At 70.5% G+C, this 22,523-nt stretch carries 18 protein-coding genes and 2 pseudogenes; 12 read left to right on the plus strand and 8 right to left on the minus strand.

The annotated features are described in order from the left end of the window. Positions 1-119: 119 nt before the first annotated feature. Positions 120-1,670, minus strand: a complete 1,551-nt coding sequence (locus JIX56_RS40130) for an acyl-CoA carboxylase subunit beta (protein ID WP_257551389.1) — start codon at positions 1,668-1,670, stop codon at positions 120-122. A gap of 298 nt (positions 1,671-1,968) precedes the next feature. On the opposite strand from JIX56_RS40130, the gene JIX56_RS40135 reads away from it, so the two are divergent. The 6 genes and pseudogenes from JIX56_RS40135 to JIX56_RS40155 all read left to right on the plus strand — a co-directional run bounded on the left by JIX56_RS40135 (position 1,969) and on the right by JIX56_RS40155 (position 6,920). Then, positions 1,969-2,646, plus strand: coding sequence for an expansin EXLX1 family cellulose-binding protein (locus tag JIX56_RS40135; RefSeq protein WP_257548407.1), 678 nt, complete (start codon positions 1,969-1,971; stop codon positions 2,644-2,646). Positions 2,647-2,763: 117 nt separating this feature from the next. Next, positions 2,764-3,135, plus strand: a pseudogene (locus JIX56_RS40140) (IS200/IS605 family accessory protein TnpB-related protein); the annotation flags it as partial. Between the two features lie 16 nt (positions 3,136-3,151). Beyond that, positions 3,152-4,333 carry an aminotransferase class V-fold PLP-dependent enzyme gene (locus tag JIX56_RS40145; RefSeq protein WP_257548417.1) on the plus strand — a complete coding sequence of 394 codons (1,182 nt, stop codon included), beginning with the start codon at positions 3,152-3,154 and terminating at the stop codon, positions 4,331-4,333. A gap of 130 nt (positions 4,334-4,463) precedes the next feature. Beyond that, positions 4,464-5,957 carry a flavin-containing monooxygenase gene (locus JIX56_RS40150; RefSeq protein WP_257548419.1) on the plus strand — a complete coding sequence of 498 codons (1,494 nt, stop codon included), beginning with the start codon at positions 4,464-4,466 and terminating at the stop codon, positions 5,955-5,957. Continuing rightward, positions 5,954-6,220, plus strand: a pseudogene (locus tag JIX56_RS48180) (Rieske 2Fe-2S domain-containing protein); the annotation flags it as partial. The gene JIX56_RS40150 and the pseudogene JIX56_RS48180, both read left to right, overlap by 4 nt. A gap of 178 nt (positions 6,221-6,398) precedes the next feature. Beyond that, positions 6,399-6,920, plus strand: coding sequence for a hypothetical protein (locus JIX56_RS40155; protein WP_257548421.1), 522 nt, complete (start codon positions 6,399-6,401; stop codon positions 6,918-6,920). A 28-nt stretch (positions 6,921-6,948) separates the two neighbouring features. On the opposite strand, the gene JIX56_RS40160 is transcribed toward JIX56_RS40155, so the two are convergent. From JIX56_RS40160 to glnT, 7 genes are all read right to left on the minus strand, one after another. Beyond that, positions 6,949-8,085 carry an SGNH/GDSL hydrolase family protein gene (locus tag JIX56_RS40160; protein WP_257548423.1) on the minus strand — a complete coding sequence of 379 codons (1,137 nt, stop codon included), beginning with the start codon at positions 8,083-8,085 and terminating at the stop codon, positions 6,949-6,951. Positions 8,086-8,214: 129 nt separating this feature from the next. Next, positions 8,215-8,880 carry a helix-turn-helix domain-containing protein gene (locus tag JIX56_RS40165; RefSeq protein ID WP_257548425.1) on the minus strand — a complete coding sequence of 222 codons (666 nt, stop codon included), beginning with the start codon at positions 8,878-8,880 and terminating at the stop codon, positions 8,215-8,217. A 55-nt stretch (positions 8,881-8,935) separates the two neighbouring features. Continuing rightward, the gene (locus tag JIX56_RS40170) at positions 8,936-10,063 is read right to left on the minus strand and encodes an FAD-dependent oxidoreductase (protein ID WP_257548427.1); all 1,128 of its coding nucleotides are present in this window, start codon (positions 10,061-10,063) and stop codon (positions 8,936-8,938) included. Further along, on the minus strand, positions 10,060-11,379 hold the full coding sequence (locus JIX56_RS40175) for an FMN-binding glutamate synthase family protein (protein WP_257548429.1): 1,320 nt from the start codon (positions 11,377-11,379) through the stop codon (positions 10,060-10,062). The genes JIX56_RS40170 and JIX56_RS40175 overlap by 4 nt, the downstream gene beginning before the upstream one ends. Before the next feature lie 133 nt (positions 11,380-11,512). After that, complete coding sequence (locus JIX56_RS40180) at positions 11,513-12,202, minus strand: glutamate synthase (protein ID WP_257548431.1); 690 nt, start codon at positions 12,200-12,202, stop codon at positions 11,513-11,515. Continuing rightward, positions 12,190-13,080: a glutamine amidotransferase gene (locus JIX56_RS40185; RefSeq protein ID WP_257548433.1), complete on the minus strand. Its 891-nt coding sequence runs from the start codon at positions 13,078-13,080 to the stop codon at positions 12,190-12,192. The genes JIX56_RS40180 and JIX56_RS40185 overlap by 13 nt, the downstream gene beginning before the upstream one ends. Before the next feature lie 75 nt (positions 13,081-13,155). Next, positions 13,156-14,514: a type III glutamate--ammonia ligase gene (gene glnT, locus JIX56_RS40190; protein WP_257548435.1), complete on the minus strand. Its 1,359-nt coding sequence runs from the start codon at positions 14,512-14,514 to the stop codon at positions 13,156-13,158. Positions 14,515-15,258: 744 nt separating this feature from the next. On the opposite strand from glnT, the gene JIX56_RS40195 reads away from it, so the two are divergent. The 6 genes from JIX56_RS40195 (at position 15,259) to JIX56_RS40220 (ending at position 22,516) form a co-directional block, all read left to right on the plus strand. After that, positions 15,259-16,527, plus strand: a complete 1,269-nt coding sequence (locus tag JIX56_RS40195; RefSeq protein ID WP_257548437.1) for a branched-chain amino acid ABC transporter substrate-binding protein — start codon at positions 15,259-15,261, stop codon at positions 16,525-16,527. Positions 16,528-16,630: 103 nt separating this feature from the next. Further along, positions 16,631-17,677, plus strand: a complete 1,047-nt coding sequence (locus JIX56_RS40200) for a branched-chain amino acid ABC transporter permease (RefSeq protein WP_257548438.1) — start codon at positions 16,631-16,633, stop codon at positions 17,675-17,677. Positions 17,678-17,679: 2 nt separating this feature from the next. Continuing rightward, positions 17,680-18,984 (plus strand): branched-chain amino acid ABC transporter permease, encoded by a 1,305-nt coding sequence (locus JIX56_RS40205; RefSeq protein ID WP_257548440.1) that lies wholly within the window; start codon positions 17,680-17,682, stop codon positions 18,982-18,984. Further along, entirely contained in the window at positions 18,981-19,805 is an 825-nt protein-coding gene (locus JIX56_RS40210; protein ID WP_257548441.1) for an ABC transporter ATP-binding protein, read from the plus strand. The genes JIX56_RS40205 and JIX56_RS40210 overlap by 4 nt, the downstream gene beginning before the upstream one ends. Continuing rightward, positions 19,802-20,545 (plus strand): ABC transporter ATP-binding protein, encoded by a 744-nt coding sequence (locus JIX56_RS40215; RefSeq protein WP_257548443.1) that lies wholly within the window; start codon positions 19,802-19,804, stop codon positions 20,543-20,545. The genes JIX56_RS40210 and JIX56_RS40215 overlap by 4 nt, the downstream gene beginning before the upstream one ends. Before the next feature lie 36 nt (positions 20,546-20,581). Then, positions 20,582-22,516, plus strand: coding sequence for an EamA family transporter (locus tag JIX56_RS40220; RefSeq protein WP_257548445.1), 1,935 nt, complete (start codon positions 20,582-20,584; stop codon positions 22,514-22,516). The last annotated feature ends 7 nt before the right edge of the window (positions 22,517-22,523 follow it).

Raw genomic sequence — 22,523 nt, forward strand, 5'->3', positions numbered from 1 at the left:
CGGGGACGGCTTGCGGTCAGAGCGGGCAGAGCGAGTCGGCGGGGGTTGGGCCGGTGGACCGGTTGCCAACATCCCTGTCGGGAGGGTGAGTTGGGCCGGACCCGGCGATCCGGAACCGGTCAGAGCGGGATGTTGCCGTGGCGGCGCTCCGGCATCGGGGCCCGCTTGCCGCGCAGGGCCCGCAGGGCGCGGCAGAGGTGGGCGCGGGTGTCGCGCGGGGCGATGACGGCGTCGACGTAGCCGCGCTCGGCGGCGAGGTACGGGGTGCCGTACGTGCTCTCGTACGCGGTGACGAGGCGGGCGCGGAGCGCCTCGGGGTCGGCCGCGGCGGCGAGTTCGCGGCGGTGCAGGACGCCCACCGCGCCCTCGGCGCCCATGACGGCGATCCGGGCGGTGGGCCAGGCGAGGTTGATGTCGGCGCCCAGATGCTTGGAGCCCATCACCGCGTACCCGCCGCCGTACGCCTTGCGCACCACCACCGTGATCTTCGGGACGGTCGCCTCGGCGTACGCGTACAGGAGTTTGGCGCCGCGCCGGATGATGCCGGCCTGCTCCTGGCGGACGCCCGAGAGATAGCCCGGTACGTCGGCGAAGGTCAGCAGCGGGATGCCGAACGCGTCGCAGAACCGTACGAACCGCGCGGCCTTCTCGGACGCGTCGATGTCGAGGACCCCGGCGGCGTGCGACGGCTGGTTGGCGACGACGCCGACGGAGGCGCCCTCGACGAGCGCGAACGCGCAGATGATGTTCGGCGCGAACAGCTCCTGGACCTCCAGGAGTTCACCGTCGTCGACGACCGCGCGCAGGATGTCGCGCATGTCGTAGGCCTGCCCGAGCCGGTCCGGCACCACCGTGTCGAGACACAGCCCGGCGGGCGCGGCCCCCGGCGCGTACTGCGGCGGCCGCTCCAGGTTGTTGGCAGGCAGGTACGACAGCAGGTCGCGTACGGTGTCGAGGGCGTCCACCTCGTCGGCTGCGAGGAAGTGGGCGTTGCCGTTGACGGTGTTGCTGGTGCGGGCGCCGCCCAGCTCCTCGGCGCTGGTGCGCTCGCCGGTGACCGTCTCGATGACGTCGGGCCCGGTGACGAACATGTGCGAGGCGCCGTCCACCATCACGGTGAAGTCGGTGATGGCCGGAGAGTACGCGGCTCCGCCGGCGCACGGGCCGAGGACGACCGAGATCTGCGGGATCACGCCGGACGCCCGTACATTGCGGCGCACCAGCTCGGCGTAGAGGGCGAGCGAGGTGACGCCCTCCTGGATACGGGCGCCGCCGCCGTCGTTGAGCCCGATGACCGGACAGCCCGTCTTCAGGGCGAGGTCCATCAGCGCGATGGTCTTCTCCCCGAAGGCCTCGCCCATGCTGCCGCCGAAGACCGTGGCGTCCTGGGCGAAGACACAGACGGGCCGGCCGTCGATCGTGCCGTGCCCCGTGACCACCCCGTCGCCGTACGGGCGCCCGCCGCCGTCACCGGTGGGCCGGGCCCGCACGAACAGACCCGTCTCGGTGAACGAGCCCGCGTCCAGCAGCAGATCGATCCGCTCCCGGGCGCCGTACTCCCCCCGTCTCCTCGGCCCGTTCGGGGCAACCGCCCGCAACCGGCGGCTCTCCAGTTCGGTGATGCGGTCGGCGGTTCGGTCGACGGTTCGTCCGGCGATCGGGTCGGGCACACGGCCGGCCGCCCGCTCCGCCACCTGCCTCGCCCGGGATGTCGTCACCTCTAGTGTCACAGCCACCTCCGAAGTGGCTTCCGAATATGGCAGCGCCGGAGGGGCGGTCCGGGTCAATCACCGTTCTGTTTGCGGGAGATGAGTCCTGCGGGGCCGGTGTTCGTCCGTGGGTGACAAGGGCTCGGGCGTGACACGGGGCGTTCCGGACGTATGGCTGTGATCGTGCTTCATTTGACCTTTCAACGATGCCAGGATCGCCGCGCCCGCGCACGCCCCACCGTCCTCGAAAGGCATCGACATGCGCAGCCGACTCGCGTTCCTCGCCGCCGTCACGGCCTTCCTGACCACGGCCACGGCCACGGCACCGGCGTACGCCAGTGTCCGGCCCGGCGTCACCTACTCCGGCGAGGGCACCTTCTACGGCGCGACCGGCGTCGGCAACTGCCTCTACGACGCCACGAGCGACATCGCCATCGCGGCCCTCAACCACACCGACTACGAGGGCTCCCGGATGTGCGGGGCCCACCTCCACGTCAAAGGACCTCGGGGCGAGCTCACGGTGAAGATCGTCGACCGCTGCCCGGAGTGCGCCCCCGGAGACGTCGACCTCGGCCAACAGGCCTTTGCCCGCATCGCCGACCCCGTGGCCGGCCGGGTGCCGATCACCTGGACCCTGGTGAGCCCGGACATCGGCGGCCCGGTCGCCTACCGCTACAAGGAGGGCTCCACACAGTGGTGGTGCGGCATCCAGGTCCGCAGCCACCGCAACCCCGTCGCCACCCTGGAGGTCCGCACCGGCACGACCTGGCGTCAACTGCCCCGCCAGGAATACAACTACTTCGTCTCGGCCGACGGCACCGGCTGCGGCTCCGACATCCGCGTCACCGACATCCACGGCCAGACCCTCACCGACACCGGCATCACCATCACCCCGAACGTCGACCAGCCGGGCCGCGCCCAGTTCACGAAGCGCTGACGGGCGGGAAGGGTTTGGAACTGCTGTCGCTGGAGTGTGCTCAAGCGTGTTCTGGTGAGCAGGAGCGCGTGTCGGTGGTTTTGGTCGTGCGTGTGTCGCCCCAATGGGTCGGCCTTCGCCGTGGACCCCGCCTACACCAGCCGTTGGGGCGCCCAGCACTGGCAGAAGCCCCTCACCAGCACCACCCGCACCACCACTCGCCACGACGCGGCAGCCGTGGCGATCGGAAGGCGCGCCCAGGGACACCCGATCCGGCGACGGACGGCACCGCCCCACGACGACCGGAGTGATCGTCGTGGGCATCGGACCGCCCAGGCCCGACCGGGCGTCCCTGGGCGTGAGGGAACCCGCCCCCGCATTCCCGGACCACGCACCAGATGCGTGCCGCCCGGACGCGGAGCGAACGCGGGCAACCAGAACGCCCAACACCGTCCGGGGCGTTCGGCTGAGCATGAATCCTGGCAACAGGACTCACTCCCGCTCAGTCTTCAGGAACGGTGTGGGCATGGACATCGACGCACTGCGCCGGGACACCCCCGGCACCGCCAACCGAGTGCACCTCAACAACGCCGGCGCGGCTCTGCTCTCCCGGCGGACCCTGGACGCCGTCACCGCCCACCTGGAGCTCGAAGCGGCCATCGGCGGCTACGAGGCGGCCGATCAGGAACGGGACCGGATCGACGCCACCTACGCGAACCTCGCGCGGCTGGTGGGCGGACGGCCCGACGAGATAGCCCTGTTCGACAACTCCACCCACGCCTGGAACGCGGCGTTCTACGCGCTGACCTTCAAGCCGGGCGACCGCATCCTCACCGGCCGGGCCGAGTACGGCAGCAACGTCCTCGCCTACCTCCAGATCGCCCGGCGCACCGGCGCGGAGATCGTGGTCGTCCCGGACGACGCGTCCGGCCAGCTCGACACCACCGCCCTCGCCGACCTGATCGACGACCGCACCCGACTGGTCGGAATCAGCCACATCCCCACCAGCGGCGGCCTGATCAACCCGGCGGCGGAGATCGGGCGGATCACGCGGGCCGCCGGTGTCCCGTTCCTCCTGGACGCCACCCAGTCCGTGGGCCAGTTCCCCGTCGACGTCGCCGCCATCGGCTGCGACATGCTCACCGCCACCGGCCGCAAATTCCTGCGCGGCCCGCGCGGCACGGGCTTCCTCTGGGTGCGCTCCGAGGCGCTGGAGTACCTGGACCCGTACGTCACCGAGATCCGGGCGGCCGCCTGGGACGGCGGACGCGGCTTCACCTGGCGGGCCGGCGCCCGGCGCTTCGAGACCTGGGAGGTCAGCTACGCCAACGTCCTCGGCCTGGACGCGGCCGTACGCCAGGCCCTCGACCTGGGCCTGGACCGGATCGGAGAGCGAGCCGTCGCACTGGGCGCGTACCTGCGCGACCGGCTCGACGCCCTCCCCGGCGTCACCACCCATGACCTCGGCGAGCACCGCTGCGCCATCGTCACCGCCAAGGTCGACGGCATGCCCACAGCCGAAGTCGCCGCCGCCCTCGCCCGGCAACGGATCAACGTCTCCACCACCGACCCCGAACACACCCAGTTCGACACCGAACAGCGAGGCGTCCACCCCCTGGTCCGGCTCTCCCCGCACTACTACAACACCGAGTCCGAACTCGACCGCACCGTCGAGGCCATGGCCGCCATCGCGCGCTCCGCGCGCTGAGACGGGCCTTTTGAAGCCGACGGTTCACTCGTCCATGGCGGCGCCGACCGTTGCGTCTGCTCCGCGCGCGCCCCGCACATACCGGTTCACGCCCTGACGGCGGCGTCCCGCCTCCTTCCACACTGATGCCGTGGTGAACGCAGAGGTCATCGTGGTGGGGGCGGGACTGTCCGGGATCGGTGCCGCCATCAGGCTGCGCCAGGAGGGCATCCAGGATGTGCTGATACTGGAGAGAGCACCGGAGGTGGGCGGCACCTGGCGGGAGAACACCTACCCGGGCTGCGCGTGCGACGTCCCGTCCTCGCTGTACAGCTACTCCTTCGCACCGAACCCGGACTGGAGCCGGGTCTTCGCGGAACAGCGGGAGATCCACGACTACGTGCGGACGACCGCGCGGCGGCACGGTATCGGCCCCTCGCTGCGCTGCGGCGTCGACGTCGAACGGGCCCGGTGGGACGACCGGGAACAGCGTTGGCACCTGGAGACGAACGAAGGCCCGTACAGCGCCGCCGTACTCGTCCTGGCGACCGGCCCGTGGCGGACCCCACTGCGGCCCGACGTACCGGGCCTGGGGGAGTTCGACGGACCGGTGCTGCACACCGCGCGCTGGGACCCCTCGGTCCGGCTGACCGGACGGCGGATCGCCGTCGTGGGCGGCGGTGCCTCCGCGGTGCAGATCGTTCCCGCGATCCAGGAGCAGGCCGCCGCCGTACACGTCTTCCAGCGCACCGCCCAGTGGCTGCTGCCCAAGCCCGACCACGGCATCCCCGGCTGGCTCCGCGCGCCGGGCACGCAGCACCTCTTGCGGGCCGCCCAGTACCGGCTCCAGGAAGGCCTCGGCTACGCCTTCCGCCACCCCCGGCTCGTACGACCGGTGGAGGCGGCTGCCCGAGCCCACCTGCGCATGGCCGTCCGGGACCCGCGACTGCGCCGGGCGCTCACCCCGGACTACCGGCTGGGCTGCAAACGGCTGCTGACATCGAGCACGTACTACCCCGCGCTGACCCGCCCCCACGTCCACCTTCACCCGACCGCCCTGGCCGAGGTGCGGGGCAACCGGGTCGTCGGCGCCGACGGCAGTGAGGCCGAGGCCGATGTGATCGTCCTGGCGACCGGCTTCCACATCGGCGAACTGCCCCTCGCCCGGGGCGTGCACGGCGCACACGGCCGTACGCTCCAGCAGACCTGGGACGACGACGGACCCGAGGCCTATCTCGGCACCAGCGTCAGCGGCTTCCCCAACCTCTTCCTGCTCCTGGGGCCGAACGTGCTGGCCGGCTCCACCTCCACGCTCACCGTGGTCGAGGGCCAACTGTCCTACCTCACGGCCGCGCTGACCCATCTGCGCGCCACGGGCGACACCTCGCTGGACGTACGGCCCGCCGTACAGGCCCGCTACAACGCGGCGGTCCAGGACGCGCTGCGCACCACCGTCTACAACTCCGGCGGCTGCTCCAGCTATTACTTCAGCCCCAGCGGGCGCAACACGTTCTGCTGGCCGTGGTCCACCGGGCGCCTCATCCACCGTCTGAACCGCTTCGATCCGGACGCCTACACCTGGACGGCACCCGCGCACGCCCCGGAGCGGCTCCGCCCCGTGAATGAGGAAGAGATCACCGCATGAAGCTCCGGCGCACCCGAACGCGCCCCTACGACCGCGAGCTCCACGACCGCGAGCTCCACCACCGCCTGCTCCCCGCCGTCGGCGACGAGCAGGAACCCGTGCCGGTCGGCTGGTACTTCGCCCGCTTCAGCGGCCATCTGCGGCGCGGCGAAGTGGTCCCGGTGACCTATATGAGCAGGCAGTACGCGCTGTTCCGGACCGACGAGGGCCGGATCGGCATGATCGACAGCCAGTGCTGTCACATGGGGGCGGACCTCAGCCGCTGCGGGGCACCGGAGAAACCCTCGCGGGCCCGAATTCGTCGTATCGACGTCCCGGTGAGTCAGTACGGCAGACAGATGTGGCCCAGGACACGTCCATTCCGTGTCCTGCGCCATTTCCGGGCAAGACGGCACCCGGCTACGTTTTGTCACTCGCTCCCCAGGACCCACGGAAGGCCCAGTGCTCGCAGATCTCTCCCCGCTCATAGCGGCGACCACTCAATGGCTGACGCGCGCCTATCCGGCGGGCGGCGGCGCGCTGGACGAGGCGCTCGCCGAGGCGCAGGCCCGGCAGGCCGTCACCGTGGCGGCCTGGCTCCGCTATCCGACGCCGATCGACGCGGCCCTCGTCGGCGTGGCGGGATCCGGCGGATCCGCCCGGCTCGACTGGCTCACCGGCGTCGACGAGGCCCCGACACCGGAGGAGTACGCCTGGCGGACCTGGGTCGACGAGGTCGTGGCCAGCTGGGCGGCCTGTCTGCTCGCCGACCCCGAGCTGGCCCGCACGGCGGTGGCCGCCCTCACCGACACCACGCACACGGCCGGCTCACCGGTCGCCTTCCGCCGCCTTCTCGCCCCGGACGACCTCGACCGGCGGGCGGCCGCACTGCTCCGCCACCCCGACCTCCTCGCCCCCGTGGCGACACTGCATCACGCCGGCCTCCTCGCCACGCTGGAGCCCGGGCAGTCCCTGACGGCCTGAGCCCTCCCGGCACACCACGAGAGCCCCGCTACCAGCGCAGCGGCAGCCCCGCGAGATGGCCGTCCAGCAGCCCGGAGATGATCCGGTGGTCGTTGAGCGAGGGGTGCCAGTCGCAGCCCAGGTGATCCAGGCCGGGATCGTCGTAGTACCAGCGACTGACCCGGCCGTCGCCCCGGCGGCCGCGCTCCTCGACGATCCGCAGGGTGGCCTCCGCGAACGCGGTGGTGTTCCAGAGACGGGCGGCGGCGACCACGACGAACGCCTTGGGCCCGTACCGGGCGCGCAACTTGTCGAGGAACCCGTGATAGGCGCTTTCGTAGGCGGCGACCAATTCGTCCACCGTCGTCCAGCGCTCGCCGGGATTGAGGGGCGTCGAGAAGTCGTTGATGCCGAGCCCCACCACGACGACCTGCGGACGCCAGCCGGCCGGCTTCCGCCAGACATCACCCTCGACGTTCAGCAGGGCGCGATCGTAGTACGTGCGAAAGTCGGTTCCTGGATCGCCGCCGTTGTAATTGCGGACCATTCCACGGCCGGAAAAGGCACTGATCTGGTAGTCGGCGTCGAGCTTTCGGGCCGTGAGCGCGCCGAACGCGAGATCGGCATTGCTGTTCCGGTTGACCCCGCCGTTGCCGGAACAGTCCTGGGTGTCGGAGACATTGCCGTATCCGGCGGTGTACGAGTCACCGATGAACTCGATCTGTCTGCTCCGCGCCGGAGGTCCGGCGAGGATCGCGCCACCGGGAGCCGCGACGAACCCGCCGAACCGGCCTGCCGCCCAGGGGCTCTCCGTCCGCTTCACGACCCGTACACCGTGTCCGCCGTCGGTGAGGCCGTCGATCCAGGAGACGGTCCGGCCCGGCGTCACGAGGGTGGCCACGGTCGTTCCGTCGACCTGGACGTCGTAGTCGTTGTCGGAGTCGTCGAGGGCGACACCGACACCCGTTCCCCTGAACCGCCCCTCGAAGTAGACGCCGGGCCAGCTGTACCGAACCGTCCCGTCGTCGCCCTTCTTGACCCGGCCCACCGTGTGGAACCGGGCACGGGTGCTGCCGGCCGCCCGCGAGGGGGAGGCGACGGCGGTGACGAGGCCCGCGGCGGCCGCCGTGACCAGGGTCCTTCTGGATATCGGGGGTGTACGGGGTAAGCGGTGGGGCGTGGGCATGTGACCATCCCTTCGGCTCACGAGCCTGGGAGCGCTCCCATGGCTATGCGCTATCGAAGGTGGCCGCCCCAGAGGACTCCGTCAACCCCTCGCGTCGACATCCGTATCTCGGCCCGGGCCATCCGCATCTCAGCCCGGGACATGGTCGCCGAACGACGTGACGGACAGGAAGCGGATGGGGAGTTCCACCAACTCCTGCGGCCCGTGCGCGCCCTCGCCGTCGAGCTGGAGGGCGTCGCCGGGGCGCATCGTGTAACTCGCCTCGCCGTGCCCGTAGATCATCTCGCCCTCCAGCATGTAGAGGAGCTCGGTGCCGGGGTGCTGGAAGAGGGGGAACACCTCGCTCTGCTCGGTGAGCGTGACGAGGACGGCCTCCATGCGCTTGTGCGGGCCGCGCAGGGCGCCGAGGAGTTCGTAGAGGTGGCCGACCCGGCTGCCGCGGCGGACGATGCGGGCGCCCTGCCCGGCCGGGACGAAGACGGCCTCGCGGTCGGCGTCGACCCCGCGGAACAGCGCGGTGACCGGCACCCCGAGACCGGTGGCGAGCCGGCCGAGCGTCGTGAGGCTGCACGAGGTCTGCGCGTTCTCGATCTTGGAGAGCATCGCCTTGGAGATCCCGACCCGGGCTGCCGTCTCGGCCACCGACAGGCCCGCGGCCGTACGGTACTCCCGCACCTGACGCCCGATGACGACCTCCAGCTCCAGCTTCCGCGCGGCCTCGCCGGGATCGACCTCGCGGTCCGGCAGGTCGGCGTCAGGGTCGGGGAACGCGGGGGTGTCCGGGTCAGACGTCATGGGGGCCATTGTGCCGCGACGGTGTTTCCCACGAGGAAACGGGGGTCCGTGGTGGTCATCGCCGGGCGGCATGAGCGGCCAGCGTGAAGCGGGGCTCCGGCGCCGCCCCGCCCAGCGCCAGATCGGTGGCCAGCTCCCCGATGAGCGGCGCGAACTTGGCGCCGTGCCCGGAGCAGGGCGAGCACACGACCAGGGGACCGGACCGGTCGAGCACGAAGTCGTCGTTCGCGGTGGAGGTGTAGAGGCACGTGGCCTCGTTGAAGGGCTCCGGCACCAGACCCGGCAGCCACTGTCGTACGTACGCGGTGATGCGGTCGCGGGCGGCCGGGTCCACCTGCCCGTCGCGGGTGCCGGCGGTCGTGGGCCCGCCCGCGTCGTGCTCGGCGATCTTGCGGCCGTCGAAGGGGCCGCCGTCCCGTCCGCCCGGCAGGCTGTAGGTGCTGAGGGCGTCCTTGTGCACGACGACCGGCCAGGGCTCGGCCGCCGCATCGTGGCGCGGGAAGTGGAAGATCTGCTGCTGGGTGACGGTCAGCTCGGGCAGCGGTACGAGGCCTCCCAGCAGGTCGGACGCCCAGGCCCCGGCGGCCACGACGGCCCGGCGCGCGATGAGGCTCGCCCCCTCCGCCGTCTCCAGCCGTACGGCCGCCTCCCCGAGCGGGGTGACGCGGCGTACGGCGGTGCCGTGCCGGATGTCCGCCCCGCGGGCGCCGGCCCGCTCCACGAAGGCGGCCACGGCCCCGGCCGCGTCGACGGTGCCCGCCTCCGGGTGGAAGAGGACCGGGCCGTCGAAGCGCAGCCCCGGCCAGCGCCGTGCCGCCTCCTCGGGCGGCAGCAGTTCATGCGGGACGGCGGCCGCGGCGAGGCCGGACGCGATGCGCTCGGGTTCACGCAGCCGGCCGTGGTCGATGCCGCCGACGATGCGCAGCACCCGGGTGCCGGCGTCGGTCTCCAGCTCCCGCCACAGGTCCATCGCGCGCCCGGTCATCCCGATGTACATCGGGTCCGGATAGGCGCGGCGGACGATACGGGCGCTGCCGTGCGAACTGCCCCTGGTGTGCCCGGCGTCGAACCGCTCGAGCACGGCCACGGACAGCCCGCGCCGGGTGGCGGCCCACGCGGTGGCCGCCCCCATCAGCCCCGCGCCGACGACCGCGACGTCGAACTCCGGCGTTCCGGGGCTCACAGCCCGGCCCCCGGTATCCAGTTGGTGCCCGCCAGCGGCACCCGGGCCATGGCGGCCGCCTCGATGGTGAGGGCGACCAGGTCCTCCGGCTCCAGGTGTCGCAGGTGGGCCTTGCCGCAGGCGCGGGCGATGGTCTGCGCCTCCATGGTCATCACGCGGAGGAAGTTGGCGAGCCGACGGCCGCCCTCGACCGGATCGAGGCGGGCGGACAGGGCAGGGTCCTGTGTGGAGATGCCCGCCGGGTCGCGGCCGTCCTGGTAGTCGTCGTAGTACCCGGCGGCCGAGCCCAGCCCCCGGTACTCGGCGTCGTACTTCGGGTGGTTGTCGCCCAGCGCGATCAGCGCGGCGGTGCCGATGGCCACCGCGTCCGCGCCCAGCGCCATGGCCTTGGCGAGGTCGGCGCCGCCGCGGATGCCGCCGGAGACGATGAGCTGGACCTCCCGGTGGACGCCCAACTCCTGGAGGGCCTGGACGGCTTGGGGGAGTGCGGCGAGCGTCGGGATGCCGACGTGCTCGATGAACACGTCCTGGGTGGCGGCGGTACCGCCCTGCATACCGTCGAGGACGACGACGTCCGCGCCCGCCTGGACGGCGAGCTTCACGTCGTAGTACGTACGGGTCGCGCCGATCTTGACGTAGACCGGCTTCTCCCAGTCCGTGATCTCCCTGAGCTCCCGGATCTTGATCTCCAGGTCGTCGGGGCCCGTCCAGTCGGGGTGGCGGCAGGCGCTGCGCTGGTCGATGCCGAGCGGCAGGGTCCGCATGGCGGCGACCCGCTCGGTGATCTTCTGGCCGAGCAGCATGCCGCCGCCGCCCGGCTTGGCGCCCTGGCCGAGGACGACCTCGATGGCGTCGGCCTTGCGCAGGTCGTCGGGGTTCATGCCGTAGCGGGACGGCAGGTACTGGTACACGAGGTGCTTGGACTGGCCGCGCTCCTCGGGCGTCATGCCGCCGTCGCCGGTGGTGGTGGACGTGCCGGCCTCGGACGCGCCCCGGCCGAGGGCCTCCTTCGCCTGCGCGGACAGCGCGCCGAAGCTCATGCCCGCGATGGTGACCGGGGTCTTCAGGCGCAGGGGGTGCTTCGCGTTGCGGCTGCCGAGCACGACGTCGGTGTCACAGCGCTCGCGGTAACCCTCCAGCGGATAGCGGGACATGGACGCGCCGAGGAACAGCAGATCGTCGAAGTGCGGGACGCCGCGCTTGGCGCCCCAGCCGCGGATGTCGTAGATACCGGTCTCGGCGGCACGCTGGATGGCGTGGATGGTCGCGCGGTCGAAGGTGGCCGACTCGCGGAGGCCGTGGGATGCGGGTTCCACTGCAGAACTCCTCTGGTAGGGCGAGCTGTCGCGCGCCTTCAGGGGCGCGGGGCTGTATCGATGTGCGGCTCCGCCGCGTGGGCGCGACCAGCCACATCGGACGCGCGGTTTCAATGCGGCGCTTCCGCCGGAACTAATAGGCGGCCGAGTTGTCGACCTCGAAGTGGTACAACTTCCGGGCCGAGCCGTAGCGGCGGAACGCGGCCGGGTCGTCGTCCCGGTCGGCCGACTTCAGCAACTCCGCCAGTTCGGCGAGGTGTTCGGCCCGCATCTCCTTCTCCACGCAGTCCGCGCCGAGGGACTTGACCCTGCCCTGGACGTAGACGCGGGCCTCGTAGAGCGAGTCGCCGAGGGCGTCCCCGGCGTCACCGCACACCACCAGGCGCCCGGCCTGGCCCATGAAGGCGCTCATATGGCCCACGTCGCCGCCGACGACGATGTCCACGCCCTTCATGGAGATCCCGCAGCGGGCGGAGGCGTTTCCCTCGATGACCAGCAGGCCGCCGTGGGCGGTGGCGCCGGCGGACTGGGAGGCGCTGCCGCGCACCCGCACCGTGCCGGACATCATGTTCTCGGCGACACCCGTACCGGCGTTGCCGTGGACGGTGACCGTGGCGCGCTGGTTCATACCGGCGCAGTAGTAGCCCGCCGGGCCGTCGATGACGACGTCCAGTTCGGCGGTGAGACCCACGGCGAGGTTGTGGGCGCCGTCGGGATGGGCGACGTGCCATGACGTACCCGAACTCGCCTGGTGCAGAGCGGAGTTGAGATCCCGTACGGACTTCTCGGCCAGGTCGACCAGCGTGGTCGTCAGCGCTGCCATGTGTAGACCTCCGCCGGCTCGGGTTCGAAGATGCGGGCGGACTCGATGCCCGGCAGATGCGCGAAGTAGCGGTACTCGGAGGCCATCGCCACCCACGCGTCGGTCTCGGCGACGATCGCGGGCTTGCAGGCGATGGCGTCCCGGACGACGGCGAAGGTGTCCCCCGTCGTCACCAGCAGGGTGTAGAAGCCGTCGAACCGTTCGCAGAGCAGCCGCAGCGCCTTCTCCAGGTCGTGCCCGGCGGCGAGCTGGGCGGCCACGAAACGGGCGCCGACCTCGGAGTCGTTCTCGCTGTCGAACGCGACGCCCTCCGCGCGCAGTTCGCGCCGGATGGTGGCGTGGTTGGCGAACGAGCCGTTGTGCACGAGGCAGACGTTCTCGTCGACGGAGAAGGGGTGGGCGCCCTCCGGGGTGACCGCCGACTCCGTGGCCATCCGGGTGTGGGCGATGCCCTGCCGCCCGGTCGCCGCGCGCAGGCCGAACTCCTCGGCGAGCGCGTCCGGGTGGCCGACGCCCTTGAGGACGGCCAGGTCGGTGCCGCGTCCGGTGACCACGGCCGTCGGGAAGGCCGCGCGCACCGCCCTTTCCAGGTCGGCGACCGGCAGACCCGGCGAGTGGACGACGACCGACTGGCTGACGGTCACGGCGGCCGTGTCCCCGCCGACCAGCGCGGCGATCTCGGCGGCGGACGCGTCGCCCGGCGCCAGCAGGCTGACCGCCGAGTGGCCGGGCGGGGTGAGGCGGGCGTCGCCGTACAGGGCGACCCCGGCCGAGTCGGGACCGCGCTCGGCGGCCTGGTGAAGCATCCCGGTGAGCAGTTCGCCGAGCCGGGGCTCCAGCGAGGGGTCGCGCACCTGGAGTCCTGCGATGCCGCACATGGGCATGACCTCCAACGGGCTTGTGACGACGGGGGTGGTCAGACGGCGGTGGTCAGAGGGGAGTGGTCAGGGGGGTCAGACGGCGGTGAGATAGCGGTCGATCTCCCAGGGGGAGACCGTGTTGTGCCAGCTGTAGAACTCCTCGCGCTTCAACTCGGCGTAGTAGTCGCTGACTCCGGCCTTCGCGTCCACCGCGTCGAGCACTCCGCGGACCACGTCGTCGCACTCCAGCGCGTGCACCGCGTCGAGCAGGGTGCGCGGCAGCCGGGGGCCGTCCTCGGCGGCGCCCGGCCGGCCGGGGTCGAGCCGGCGGCGCACCCCGTCCAGGCCCGCGCCCAGCGCGCCGGCCGCCGCGAGGTAGGAGTTCGCCGAGCCGTCGCCGCCGCGCAGCTCGACCCGGTGGGCGTCCGGCACACGGAGGAAGTGCGTACGGTCGTTGCCGCCCCAACTCGCCATGCGCGGCGCCCAGGTGGCACCCGAGGCGGTCGTGGTCGCGCCGGTGCGTTTGTACGAGTTGACGGTGGGCGCGATGAGCGCGTGCAGCGCGGGCGCGTGCTCCAGCAGACCGGCGGTGAAGTGGTACGCCTCGGGGCCGAACCCCATGCCGTACTGGTCCCTGGCGTCCCCGCCCGCCGGGAACAGCGCGCGCTCGCCGTCCCACAGCGACAGGTGCATGTGCAGCCCGCTGCCGGTGCGGTCGGTGAACGGCTTCGGCATGAACGTGGCCGTCATTCCGCGCTGTTCGGCGAGGACCTGCACGATGTACCGCAGGGTGACCACCCGGTCGGCGGTGGTCAGCGCGTCCGCGTGGTGGAAGTTCTGCTCGAACTGCCCGTTGCCGTCCTCGTGGTCGCTCGCGTACGGCCCCCAGCCCAGTTGCACCATCGCGTCGGAGACGGCGGTGAGGTGGTCGTACATCCGGGTCAGTCCCCGGGCGTCGTAACAGGGCTGGGCCGCGTCGTCGAGCCGGTCGGCCGTCGTGAGCGCGCCGTCCGCCCCGCGCTGCACCAGGAAGTACTCCACCTCCGCCCCGCTGACCATGCGCGTGCCCTCGGCCGCCGCCTTCTCGGCGAGCGTCCGCAGGATCACCCGTGGCGCGAAGGCGTACGGGCTGCCCTCGACGTACGGGTCGCAGTGCACCATGCCGAGACCGGGGCGGACGAAGGTGAGCGGGACGTAGGAGGAGACGTCCGGGATCGCGACCACATCGGGGTCGCGCGGCAGTTGGCCCATGGCCCCGGCGGCGTATCCCGCGAAGCCGACGCCGTCGCCCTCCAGCGCGTCCGCCGCCTCGACGGGCACGAGCTTGGCGCAGGGCTTGCCGGTCAGCGTGGTGAAGGTGGCGAGGAGGAACCGGACGCCGTCCGCCTTGGCGAGCGAGGCGAGTGACTGGGTGCCCGGGACGGGCGGAGTGGACTTCGGCGGAACGGACACGGGCTCTCCCCGGGGTCGGGTGCGTTCACTGTCGTGACAACAAGTCTCACGACAGGAAACACCCCCAGAATGTCCCTTCTGTTGCCGTTCTGTAAATCGCCTGGCCTCGCGGATCCGGCCGGCGGCGCGGTGCGTGCGTCACGCGGTCGGCCGAGTGGCCGAAACGCCGCGCCGGGCGCGGCGTTTCGGTGAAGGCGGTGCGGGAGGAGGCGCCGGGGCGCGGTGGCCGTCTCGTCGGGAGGGTTTCCGCGTGAGTCACCTTATGCCCGGCTCGCCCCTTCTTTCCTGGCAGCCATAGGTTCGGCCTTGGGCAGGTCGGGGGAAACGAGGGTTCACCGACGGGTGCAGGTTCCCCTTGATCGCCGCATGGATGGGCGGTCGAACGGCGAGGGTCGAGGGGAAGTGTGCCGTTATTGGCGTCAACGTCCGATTTACCCACACCGTCGGCCCGGCGCGGCGGCATCGGCCGACAGGTCGCAATTACCGGTTACTCGGGTCACCGAAAGTGTCTTCACCGTGCGGAAAGTCGCATGCGGCGACAGTTACATAAGGCGAAGTCACTCCTGTGAGTCGACTCCTCGCGCGCGGCGAAATCCCTCCATCGGGGCCTTGTTTTGGCATGCCCTCTCGGCATCCTCGACGCGGATAACAATTCAATTCGAAACGTGATCGAGACATAAGAGTGCGTTCTTGCGTAACACAGGCGCTTCAAATTTCCCCATACCTGCAGCAATGAGGAGTCGGATGTCCAGATCAGCCAAGATTTTCGCGACGGTCGCTGTCACCGGACTCGCCTTGAGCGCCTGTGGAGGCAATGCCTCGGGCGGCGCGCCCGACAGCTCGTCCGGCGGTGGCACGCTCGTCATCGGCGTGGACCTGCCGCTTCAGGGAGCCTCGAAGGACGCGTCCGAGTCGACGGTCAACGCGATGCAGCTCTACCTGGACCAGATAGGCAGCAAGGCCGGCAAGTACAAGGTGAAGCTCAAGGTCTACGACGACTCGACGGCCGCCAAGGGTGCCTGGGACGACGCGACCTGCGCCAAGAACGCGCAGGACCACGTGGGCAACACCGAAGAGGTCGCGGTCATGGGCACCTACAACTCCGGCTGCGCGCAGATCATCGCCCCGGTTCTGAACCAGGACCCGTCCGGCCCCATGCTGATGGTGTCGCACGCGAACACCAACCCGGGTCTGACAAAGGCCTGGGAGCCGGGTGAGCCGGAGAAGTATTTCCCGTCCGGCTCACGCAGTTACGCCCGTGTCATCGCGACCGACGACTACCAGGGCGCGGCGGGGGCCCAGTTCGCGGCCAAGGACCTCGGCATCAAGAACTGCTACGTCCTCAATGACAACCAGACCTACGGCCAGGGCGTCGGCAAGGCCTTCGAGGAGGAGGCGAAGAAGCAGGGCATCAAGGTGCTCGGCAATCAGGCGTGGGATGCCAAACAGCCCAACTACACCGCGCTGTTCACCAGTATCAAGGCCTCGAAGCCGGAGTGCGTCTACCTCGCCGGCATCTTCGACAACAACGGCGGCCAACTCGTCAAGGACAAGGTCAAGGTCCTCGGCGACAATTCCAAGGTGAAGCTCCTCGCGCCCGACGGCTTCAGCGGTTATCCCGAATTCGACGGACTGGCACAGGCCCAGGGCGCTTATCTCACCTTCGCCGGCCTGACCGCCACGACGCTCCGCGAAGAGGGCGGCCCGGGCGCGGACCTGCTCGACGCCTACAAGAAGAAGTACGGGGAGGACCCGGCGACCAGTTACGCCCTCTACGGGGTGGAGGCGTTGCAGGTGATCCTGCAGGCGATCGAGAAGTCCGACGGCACCCGGAAGTCCATCACGGAGCAGGTCTTCTCGGGCAGCGGGATCAGCATCCCGGCCGACAAGTCGGTCGTGGGCAAGAAACTGGACATCGACCCCAAGACCGGTGATGTGAGCGTCCTCGACATCTCGGTGCTCCAGGTCACGGACAAGGAAGAGAAGTTCCTGAAGCCCTGGCCCGTCAGCTGAGTTGAGGTCCGGGGCGGGCGCCACCCCACACAGGTGGCGCCCGCCCCGGACCTGCTTCGGTCCGTTTCTTCCGCACCGTTTCCCGACCCTCGCGAGGATCTTCATGGCAGCAACTGCCACCAGCGTCGCGGTGCCGGCCGCGATCGACCGCAAAGCGGTCATCCAGCGCTACGCCACCTATGTCATTCTCCTCGGCCTCGTTGTCTGGCTCTCCGCCAACCTGATCAACTCCCCGTCCCAGTTCTTCTCCGCGGGCATGGTCGGTCTCAACCTCGGAATGCTGTACGCGCTCATCGCGCTCGGTTACACCCTTGTCTACGGCATCATCGAGCTGATCAACTTCGCCCATGGTGACCTGTTCATGCTCGGCGCCCTGTTCAGCGGCTTCCTGCTGACGACCGTCATGGGCCAGGAACACTCCGATTTTCTCGGCATCGTGCTCCTGCTCGTCACCATCGTGGGCACCATGCTCTTCTGCGGCGGCATCAATGTGACGCTCGAATTCGTGGCCTACCGCCGCCTGCGGCGTGCCCCGAAGCTCGCTCCGCTGATCACCGCGGTCGGCATGAGTTTCGTCCTGCAGTTCATCGGTCTGAAGTGGAACGGCTCGACGCCCAAGCAGTGGCCGAGCGTCCTTCCCGAAGGGTCCTTCGGGATCGGCGAGTTCCAGGTCGACTACAGTCTGCTGGCGGTCATCGGGGTGACCGTGCCGGTCCTGCTGCTGCTGCGCTGGGTGATCACCAGCACTCGGCAGGGCAAGGCGATGCGGGCCGTCGCCCAGGACCAGGATGCCGCCCGGCTGATGGGCGTCAACGTGAACCGGACCATCTCCTTCACCTTCCTGATCGGCGGGGCGCTGGCCGGCACCGCGGGCGTCATGTACCAGCAGGTCGTGGGCACCACGGCATACAACCTCGGCTACCAGCTGGGCCTCATCGCCTTCGTCTCCGCCGTCCTCGGCGGCATCGGCAACATCAGCGGCGCCGTGCTCGGCGGCATCCTCATCGGCCTCATCCAGGGCTTCAACGACGGCCTGCCCTACGGCTTCGGCCAGAAATGGTCCCAGAGCGTCGTCTTCGCCATCCTCATCCTGCTGATGGTCTTCAAGCCCGAAGGCCTGCTCGGCCGACCGACCACGGAGAAGGTGTAGCCATGGCTGTCGACGTTCCTGCCAAGGCGCGGCGGATGCCGGGCCTGGCGATACCGCACCGCATGCGCTGGCCGCTCGGATACTCCGCGGCAGCGGTCCTGGTGTTCCTCGCCTACTACTACATGATCCCCAACCTCGGCCCCGGCGGGCAGACCTTCTTCCGCGAGTGGCTGCCGCTCACCTCCGTCAACGAGGCACTCGTCTGGGTGATCTGCGCCCTCGGCCTGAACATCGTCGTCGGCTACGCCGGCCTGCTGGACCTGGGCTTCGTCGCCTTCTGGGCCCTCGGCGGCTACACCGCGGGCTGGCTGATGTCCGGCTTCTTCTACCAGGTCGACATCCACCTCTTCGGCGGGGCACTGGGCACGGCACCCGGCATCCACATCAGCTTCTGGCTGGTGCTCCTCATCGGAGCCGGCTTCTGCGCGGTGTGGGGCGTGATCATCGGCGCGCCCACCTTGCGCCTGAAGAGCGACTACCTCGCCCTGGTGACCCTCGGCTTCGGCGAGATCATCCCGCAGGTCTTCACCAACGGCGACAACGTCTTCGGCTTCAACCTGACCAACGGCACCAAGGGCATCACCCCGGTCGACCCGATCGCCATCGGCTCCTTCAAGCTCGGGCCGTTCGACCTGGTGTACAAGTACGTCATCTTCGTGCTGATCGTGGTCGTCGTCGTCTTCATCTCGCTGCGCCTGCGCGAGGGCCGGCTGGGCCGGGCCTGGCTGGCCATCCGCGAGGACGAACTCGCCGCGAGCATGATGGGCGTCCCGCTGATGCGCACCAAGCTCTCCGCCTACGCCGTCGGCGCGGTCGCCGGAGGTCTCGCCGGCGTCGCCTTCGCCACGCACGTCGGAGGCGTCCTGCCGGACCGGTTCAACTTCTCCATCTCCATCACCCTGCTGGCGATGGTCGTCCTCGGCGGGATGGGCAACGTGTGGGGCGTCATGCTCGGCGCGCTCGTCCTCGCCTGGGTCAACTCCACCGGCCTGCCGCAGTTCGGGACGTCCTTCAACGAGCAGTTCGGGACGGACATCAACTTCCCCTCCTACAACTACCTGCTGTTCGGCGGCATCCTCGTGCTGATGATGCTGTTCCGGCGCGAGGGCATCCTGCCCGAGTCACGGACCCGGCTGGTCCTGCACGAACCCAGCCGCACCGACATGGAGTCCCTCGGCGCCGACATGGAAGCGCCCGCTCCCGAACTGGACGAGGAACCCTTGCTCAAGACCACAGCCGCCGACGAACCGGTCATCACCGACGAGACGGGAACGGGAACGGGAATGGGAATGGGGGAGAAGGTATGACGACGAGTCCGCAGACACAGGCACCGCTGGACGCCGGGACCACGCCGAAACTGCACGCCGACCGCATCACCGTGAAGTTCGGCGGCCTGGTCGCCGTCAACGACGTGTCCTTCACCATCCCCCAGCAGTCCGTCGTCAGCCTGATCGGCCCCAACGGCGCGGGCAAGACGACGTTCTTCAACGTGCTCACCGGCCTGTACCGGGCGACCAGCGGACGCGTGGTCCTGGGCGAGAAGGACATCACCAACCTCGTCCCGCACCGGATCGCCGCCCTCGGCATGGCCCGCACCTTCCAGAACATCCGGCTCTTCGGGCTGATGACGGCCGAGGAGAACATCAAGGTCGCCATGCACTCCAAGCTGAGGTCGGGCCCCTTCCACACCATCGTGCGCACCCCCCGCCAGCGCCGCGAGGAGCGTCAAGCGCAGCAAGTCGCCCGGGAACTGATGGAGTTCGTCGGCATCGCCAAGGTCGCGGGCGAGTACGCGCGCAACCTCTCCTACGGCGACCAGCGCCGTCTTGAGGTCGCACGGGCACTCGCGCTCGACCCGAGCATCCTGCTCCTCGACGAACCGACCGCCGGCATGAACCCGCAGGAGTCCGGCCGGTTCACCGAGTTCGTCCACCGGGTGCGGGACGAGAAGGACCTCTCCGTCCTGCTCATCGAGCACGACATGAGCGTCGTCATGCAGGTCTCCGACCGGATCACCGTGCTCGACAGAGGACAGAAGATCGCCGAGGGCGGCCCCGACGACATCAGGAACGACACCCGGGTCATCGAGGCATACCTCGGCAAGTCCGGAAGGGACAAGACCACATGAGCGGCGCCAGCGGTGTGACCGAGACGCGCGAACCGATGCTCGAACTCGACGAGATCCACGTCTACTACGGCAACATCGCCGCGGTGAAGGGCCTCTCCCTGACCGTCTACCCCGGCGAGATCGTCACCCTGATCGGCTCGAACGGCGCGGGCAAGTCCACCACCCTGCGTGCCATCTCCGGCCTGCTGCCGGTGCGGGGCGGCACCATGACCTTCCAGGGTCGGCAGCTCAACGGCACACCGGACCACGAGGTCGTCCGACGCGGCATCGCCCACTCACCGGAGGGTCGGCGGATCTTCCCCCGGATGACCGTCGACGAGAACCTCGACATGGGCGCGTTCCTGCGCAAGGACAAAGAAGGGATCGCCGCGGACCGGGAGATGATCCTCGAACTCTTCCCCCGGCTCCGCGAACGCCTCCACCAGAAGGCCGGCACCATGTCCGGAGGCGAACAGCAGATGCTCGCCGTCGGCCGGGCGATGATGGCCAAACCACGACTGCTCCTGCTCGACGAACCCTCCATGGGCCTGGCCCCGGTACTCGTCGACGTCATCTTCGAGACGATCGCCCGGATCCGCGAGCAGGGCACCACGGTGCTCCTGGTGGAGCAGAACGCCCTGGCCGCACTCGAAGTCGCCGACCGCGCCTACGTCCTGGAATCCGGCTCGCTGAAACTCCACGGTCCCGCAGCCGAGTTGGCCGAGGACGAGGAGATCGTCAAGGCCTACCTCGGCGGCTGAGCCCGGCGCGCGGACCAGGTGAACGCGATACCGCCCATGACACGAGCGCAGCGCCTCGGTGTGCTGATGGGTACCGTCTCCGCCGTCCTGGTCGGTGTGTCCTTCGTGGCGAGCAGCATGATGGCGCACTACCCGTTCCTCGGCGGACAGTCGGTGCGCTACGCCCTCGGCTTCCTGCTGCTGGCCGTCCTCTGCTCCCGGCGTGGATGGGCACCGGTCCGCCGGCTCACCCCACGGCTGTGGGTGCGGCTCACCCTGGTCACGGCGGCCGGCCTCGTCGGCTTCAACGTGGCGGTGCTCTCCGCCGAGCGCACCGCCGAGCCCGCGGTTCCGGGCGTCGTGGTGGGGTGCACCCCCGTCGTGGTGGCGATACTGGTGCCGCTGCTGGAGTCGAGGCGCCCCTCGGGGCGGGTGGCCTGCGGGGCGCTGGTGGTGGCGGCCGGGGCGGCCGTGGTCCAGGGATTCGGGCGGACCGACGGGGCCGGACTGCTCTGGTCACTGGCCGCGATGGGCGGCGAAGTGGTCATGGCCCTCTTCGTCGTACCGGTGCTGCGGGTCCTCGGGCCGCTGCTGTTGACCACCTGCGCCTGCGCGATCGCCGCGGTGGAGGCGGCGGTGCTGGGGCTCGCCGTGGACGGCCCGGCGTGGGTACGGATGCCGGACGGCGTGGAGGCGGCGGCGCTGGCCTGGCAGATCCTCGCGGTGACGGTCCTGGGAATCGTGCTGTGGTTCGGGGCGATCCACCGGATCGGAGCCGTGGGCATGGCACTGTTGTCCGGGCTGATCCCGGTGTCGGCCGCGCTGACGGCACCACTGGCGGGTACCGGAAGCTTCGGACCGGGACAACTGCTGGGAAGCCTGCTCGTCGCCGGGGGAGTGGCGCTCGGCGCGGCCTCCGCCGCGGCGGCCGCGGCCGCACCGATCCCCGTGACGAGGAAGCGAGAGCACATGACGGAAGAGCCGGAAGAGATCCTGTTCCTGTCCCGCCGCCGGGTGGAGTCCCTCTTCGATCCCGGCACGGCGATCGAGTCCCAGCGCGCCGCGTTCGCCGCCCTGGGGGACGGGACCGCCGAGCTGCCGGAGAAGATCCTCTACTCCAGCCGCTTCGACGGCTCCATCGTCTTCTGCTACGCCGCCCGCCTGTCTCCCGACACGGGCGCGGTCAGCAAGTTCGGCAGCGTCAACCAGGGAAACACCGCACGCGGACTGCCCAACGTTCACGCCTTGATCACCGCCCTCGACCCGGAGACCGGCCGACCGGTCGCCGTGCTGGACGGGACGACCGTCACGACGCTGCGCACGGCCGCCGGCAGCGCCCTCGCCGTCGACGTCCTCGCGCGCCCGGACGCCACCCGCCTCGCGGTCATCGGCTCGGGCGTACAGGCCCGTGCCCACGTACGCGCCATCGCCCGGGTACGCCCGTTGAGTTCGGTACGGATCTGGAGCCCCACACCGCGGAACCGCCAGGCCGCCGCGGCAGAGCTCGCCGCCGAACTGGGGCTTGCCGTGGAGGCCACGGCCACCGCCGAGGAGGCCGTGGCGGGAGCGGACATCGTCGCCGCCTGCACCCTCAGCGAACACCCCGTCGTCCTCGGATCCTGGCTGAGGAAGGGCTGCACCGTCGTGAGCGTCGGATCCGTCGAACCCACCCGCTGCGAGACCGACCCCGAGGTGCTGCGCCGGGCGCGCGCCGTCGTCGTCGACGATCCCGGGACGGCGGCGGGACACTGTGGTCCGGTGGTGACCGCGCTACGGTCCGGAGACCTCGTACGGCAGGACCTCATCGCCCTCGGCGACGTCGTCGTGGGCCGGGCGGCCGCCCGCACCGGCCCCGACGACATCGTGTTCTACGGCAGTGTCGGCCTGGGTGTGCAGGACGCCGCGGCCGCCTGGGCGGTGATCGACCGGGCGCGCGGCGGACGTGGCACCCCGGCCGGGGACCAGCGGGGCCTGAGTCCCAGCGGACGGTGAGCAGTCG

The sequence above is a fragment of the Streptomyces sp. CA-210063 genome (assembly GCF_024612015.1).
In the GTDB taxonomy this organism is placed as follows: Bacteria; Actinomycetota; Actinomycetes; order Streptomycetales; family Streptomycetaceae; genus Streptomyces.

Bases quoted from the DNA above. Each gene is read 5' to 3' on its own strand.
- JIX56_RS40135 (WP_257548407.1), top strand. From the start codon at position 1,969: ATGCGCAGCCGACTCGCGTTCCTCGCCGCCGTCACGGCCTTCCTGACC.
- JIX56_RS40145 (WP_257548417.1), top strand. From the start codon at position 3,152: ATGGACATCGACGCACTGCGCCGGGACACCCCCGGCACCGCCAACCGA.
- JIX56_RS40160 (WP_257548423.1), bottom strand. From the start codon at position 8,085: ATGCCCACGCCCCACCGCTTACCCCGTACACCCCCGATATCCAGAAGG.
- JIX56_RS40165 (WP_257548425.1), bottom strand. From the start codon at position 8,880: ATGACGTCTGACCCGGACACCCCCGCGTTCCCCGACCCTGACGCCGAC.
- JIX56_RS40180 (WP_257548431.1), bottom strand. From the start codon at position 12,202: ATGGCAGCGCTGACGACCACGCTGGTCGACCTGGCCGAGAAGTCCGTA.
- JIX56_RS40185 (WP_257548433.1), bottom strand. From the start codon at position 13,080: ATGTGCGGCATCGCAGGACTCCAGGTGCGCGACCCCTCGCTGGAGCCC.
- JIX56_RS40195 (WP_257548437.1), top strand. From the start codon at position 15,259: ATGTCCAGATCAGCCAAGATTTTCGCGACGGTCGCTGTCACCGGACTC.
- JIX56_RS40200 (WP_257548438.1), top strand. From the start codon at position 16,631: ATGGCAGCAACTGCCACCAGCGTCGCGGTGCCGGCCGCGATCGACCGC.
- JIX56_RS40205 (WP_257548440.1), top strand. From the start codon at position 17,680: ATGGCTGTCGACGTTCCTGCCAAGGCGCGGCGGATGCCGGGCCTGGCG.
- JIX56_RS40210 (WP_257548441.1), top strand. From the start codon at position 18,981: ATGACGACGAGTCCGCAGACACAGGCACCGCTGGACGCCGGGACCACG.
- JIX56_RS40215 (WP_257548443.1), top strand. From the start codon at position 19,802: ATGAGCGGCGCCAGCGGTGTGACCGAGACGCGCGAACCGATGCTCGAA.
- JIX56_RS40220 (WP_257548445.1), top strand. From the start codon at position 20,582: ATGACACGAGCGCAGCGCCTCGGTGTGCTGATGGGTACCGTCTCCGCC.